Genomic DNA, 3,729 nt, shown 5'->3' on the forward strand with positions numbered 1-3,729 from the left:
CAGGTGCCACTCGTTGAAGTCGGTCGGTCGGTGGAACCACATGGCGTGGTCGAGGCTGGCAGACTGGAAGCCCGGCGTGCGCCACGACACCCCGTGCGGCCGGATCGACGTGCCGAGCAGGCTCATGTCCGACGCATAGGCAAGGATCACCTGGTGCATGTGCGGGTCCGAGCCGATGCCGTCCTTGGCCCGGAACCACACCTGCTGGCGCGGCTCGCGCGGCTGCGGGGCGGCGGTGTCGAAACGGCCGCCGACGGTGCGCATCTCGATGGGCTGAACCCGGTCGATCCAGTCCTGTTCCTCGGGCGGGTATTCCTTGGCGAAGCGCTTGCGCACCTCGGAGTCATCCTCCACCGCGTCGGGATCGGGTGCGTCGGGCATGTCGGCCTGGTGCTCGTAGCCCTGCTCCTCGGTCTGGAACGAGGCGGCGAGGTTGAAGATCTGCTGGCCGTGCTGCACGGCGATCACCCGCCGCGTGGTGAAGCTGCCCCCGTCGCGCGAGCGGTCCACCTCGAAGATGATCGGTACGGAGGGGTCGCCGGGCCGGATGAAGTAGCAGTGCAGCGAGTGGCAGACCCGGTCCTCGACCGTCTCGTAGGCCGCCAGCAGCGACTGCGCGATCACCTGGCCGCCGTAGATGCGCTGGCGCGATTCCTCGTCGGGCGTCGTGCCGCGGAAGAGGTTCACCTCCAGCCGCTCGAGCTTGAGCGTCTCGACCAGGGTCTGGGTGTCCATGTGCGGCCTATGCTGCAATTGCGAAGGTGGGGCAATCCCTCCCCTCAGGGGACGCATCAAGGGAGGGACGGCTCAATGCAGCACCTTATCTTCGACGGTGGGCCGCTTGCGCCTCGCCAGCATGTTCAGCGCCTCGACGCCGGCCGAGAAGGCCATGGCGGCGTAGATGTAGCCCTTCGGCACGTGGACGCCGAAGCCGTCGGCGATCAGCACCGCGCCGATCATCAACAGGAAGCCCAGGGCCAGCATCACCACGGTCGGGTTGTTGTTGATGAAGTTGGCCAGCGGGTCTGCGGCCACCAGCATGACGCCCACGGTGATGACCACGGCGGTGATCATGATCGGCAGGTGGTCGGTCATGCCGACGGCGGTGAGGATGGAGTCGATCGAGAACACCAGGTCCAGCAGGATGATCTGAAGGACGGCCGCGCCCAGGCCGCCGACCAGCTTCGCCTTGGTGTTCATCAGCCCGTGGGTGTCCTGCGGATCGACCTTCTCGTGAATCTCGGTGGTGGCCTTCCAGACCAGGAACAGGCCGCCGGCGATCAGGATCAGGTCGCGCCACGAGAAGGCGAGGTCGAACATCGGCTCGCCGTGCTCGCCGGGCGGCGCCTGGATGGGCAGGGAGAAGACCGGCTGCACCAGACCGACGATGAAGGCCAGCGTCGAGAGGAGCGCCAGCCGCATGACGAGGGCAAGCGAGATGCCGATGCGCCGCGCCGTCGTGCGCTGGTGCTCGGGCAGCTTGTTCGAAAGGATCGAGATGAAGATGAGATTGTCGATGCCGAGCACCACCTCCATGACGATGAGGGTGACGAGCGCGGCCCAAGCGGCCGGGTCGCTGAGCAGGGCGGCGATATCCATCTGGGCTCTCCCGTGACGAATTCATACACGTACATATTCGCGTGACAATTTCCACCCCGGCGGGCCTCGTGGCCTGGCGCCGCTTTTTTGGGCGCCCTGGTGTGCTCGCGTCTTCGTGATGGGGAAAACTCTCCTCTTAGGCGAGTCTGGCGCGGGACTTCCGAACCGGCGCCGAGCTCTTGTTTCGCCTTGTTACGAGCGCGTGAGCGCAGGGTAAGAAAAGATCACACGTCGTTAACGTAACGGCCGAATAAAGGCGTTTGACAGCTGAATTGGGGAAAATGAACGGATGTTCGCGAATAGTTTTCTTGAATCCCGGTCTATCTCGGACGAAGTACTTGAAAATAACTTCTCCCCTTTCAGGCGTAAGCCTCGATATGCCTGAGCCGGGCTGTGGATAATCCACCCGAATCCGCGCGGGGCCCGGCGTAAACCCTCTTTTCACTCAGGACAGATACCGTTACCCCTTCACGCCGACAGTTCGGGGAGTCAGCAAAGTATGCCTAAACGGACGAGGGCCCTCGTGGGCTCCCTGGCCGCCGCGGCCTTTGTGATGTTCGCGCCCATCGGGGCGACGGCCGAGACGTATTGGCAGTGCGTGCCGTTCGCGCGCCTGATCTCCGGCATCCAGATCTTCGGCGACGCCCGCACCTGGTGGGGCCAGGCGGTGGGCAAGTACGAGACGGGCGTCGTGCCGAAGGCCGGCGCTGTGCTCTGCTTCAAGCCGACCTCGCGCATGCGCCTGGGCCACGTGGCCGTGGTCAGCCAGGTGCTGACCGACCGCGTCGTGCAGATCACCCACGCCAACTGGAGCCCGATCGAGGGCTCGCGCGGCAAGGTGGAGAAGGACGTCACCGTCATCGACGTCTCCGCCGACGGCGACTGGAGCCAGGTCAAGGTCTGGTACGACCCGAACCGCGACCTCGGCGGCTCGACCTACGCCGTACACGGCTTCATCTATCCTGACGCCTCGGCTCGCATGCTGGCCTCCAGCGGCGTCACCCGCTTCCAGAACGGCGCCATCGCCGTCGCCCAGCAGGCCGCCCAGCAGATGGCCAGCGCCGTGCGCCCGAACAATCAGGGCCCGATGAGCGTGCTGAGCCAGGCCGCCGACTCGACGGACCGCATCGCGGCCCTGATCGCGGCCGCCACCCGCCAGGACCAAGGCGGCAACTGATCCGCATCCGCGGTTGACGCCTTAGCCGACGCGCCGTCACAGAAGGGCGCGGAGGCGGCGGCATGCATAATGTCCTTCGGCGCGGACAGAGCGCCTTCCAGGTCGAGACGCCCGGCCCCGGCTGGCGTCCGGATCCGGACGTGGTCTGGATCGACCTTCTCAAGCCCACCCGCGAGGAGGAGCTGGCCGTCGAGGCGGCGCTGGGCCTCGACCTGCCGACGCGCGAGGAGATGGCGGCGCTGGAGCCGTCGAGCCGCCTCTATCAGGAGAGCGGCGCTACCTTCATGACCGCGACGCTGCTCGCCCGCAGCCACGAGAACAAGCCGTTCGGCACGCCGGTGACCTTCGTGCTGGCCAGGGGCATGCTGATCACCCTGCGCTATGAGGAGTTGCGCGCCTTCACCGTCTTTTCCGGCCGGGCGCTGGAGGAGGAGAAGACCAACGGGGCCGATACGCTGCTGGGCCTGCTGGACGCTGTTATCGAGCGGCTGGCCCAGGTGCTGGACGACACCGGCCACAGCGTCGAGGACGCCTCGAGCGCGATCTTCGACCGCCCGCCGGCCGGCAACTTCCGCCCGCTGATGACCAGCCTGGCCCAGGCCCAGTCGGTGACGGCGCTCGCCCGCGGCAGCCTGGTCAGCGTGGGGCGGCTGCTGGGGTTCGCCTCGCTGGCCCACGAGATATCCACCCAGCCCGCCTGCCGCGCCCACCTCGACACCCTGAAGCAGGACACCCAGTCGCTGACCGAGCACTCCAGCCACCAGTCAGCGCATGTCGCCTTCCTGCTGGATGCGGCCCTCGGCCTGATCAACATCGAGCAGAACGGCATCATCAAGTTCTTCTCGGTGGTGGCGGTGGTGTTCATGCCGCCCACCCTGGTGGCCTCGATCTACGGCATGAACTTCGACGTCATGCCCGAGCTGCACTGGGCGCTAGGCTATCCGCTGGCGGTC

4 protein-coding genes are annotated in these 3,729 nt (G+C 66.5%); 2 read left to right on the forward strand and 2 right to left on the reverse strand.

Annotated elements, in window-relative coordinates; translation table 11 throughout:
• Window positions 1–735 (reverse strand): acyl-CoA thioesterase II (locus VGD44_RS07545; protein ID WP_331085489.1); only part of this gene is annotated, 735 nt, incomplete at its 3' end.
• Window positions 736–807: 72 nt separating this feature from the next.
• Entirely contained in the window at window positions 808–1,599 is a 792-nt protein-coding gene (locus tag VGD44_RS07550; protein ID WP_331085491.1) for a TerC family protein, read from the reverse strand.
• A gap of 499 nt (window positions 1,600–2,098) precedes the next feature.
• On the opposite strand from VGD44_RS07550, the gene VGD44_RS07555 reads away from it, so the two are divergent.
• Together VGD44_RS07555 and VGD44_RS07560 are read left to right on the forward strand one after the other, a co-directional pair.
• Window positions 2,099–2,776 (forward strand): CHAP domain-containing protein, encoded by a 678-nt coding sequence (locus VGD44_RS07555; protein WP_331085493.1) that lies wholly within the window; start codon window positions 2,099–2,101, stop codon window positions 2,774–2,776.
• A gap of 62 nt (window positions 2,777–2,838) precedes the next feature.
• Window positions 2,839–3,729: magnesium transporter CorA family protein (locus tag VGD44_RS07560; protein ID WP_331085495.1), on the forward strand; the 891-nt coding region annotated here is incomplete at its 3' end.

Source organism: Phenylobacterium sp. (genome assembly GCF_036402295.1).
GTDB lineage: Bacteria > Pseudomonadota > Alphaproteobacteria > Caulobacterales > Caulobacteraceae > Phenylobacterium.